This is a genomic window from Paraburkholderia sp. J7 (assembly GCF_905220155.1).
Classification (GTDB): Bacteria; Pseudomonadota; Gammaproteobacteria; order Burkholderiales; family Burkholderiaceae; genus Paraburkholderia.
The window spans coordinates 1-331 of record NZ_CAJMYZ010000120.1; the positions used below are offsets into that span (position 1 = coordinate 1).

The following is a 331-nucleotide window of genomic DNA, read 5'->3' on the forward strand; positions in this document are numbered from 1 at the left end:
TACGCCTGATTCGGGCGAATTCAAGCTCGACGGCACGGCCTATACGCCGACTGCGGTTTATCAGGTGGCGCAGGCCGGCATTGCGCGTACTTTCCAGAACATTCGTCTGTTCGGCGGCATGACCGCGCTCGAGAACGTGATGGTGGGCCGTCACGTGCGCACGAAGCACGGCCTGATCGGCGCGGTGCTGCAAACGCCGGCGGAGCGCAAGGAAGAGCGCGAGATCAAGGAACGCGCGATCGAACTGCTCGAATACGTGGGCATCGCGCAGTACGCCGACTACACGTCGCGCAATCTCTCATACGGCCACCAGCGCCGTCTGGAAATCGCG

The 331-nt window shown here is 62.8% G+C and carries 1 protein-coding gene; it reads left to right on the forward strand.

Annotated features, from left to right (window positions below):
• The coding region (locus U5A58_RS40590; RefSeq protein WP_321965472.1) for an ATP-binding cassette domain-containing protein at positions 1 to 331 on the forward strand (331 nt) is incomplete at both ends.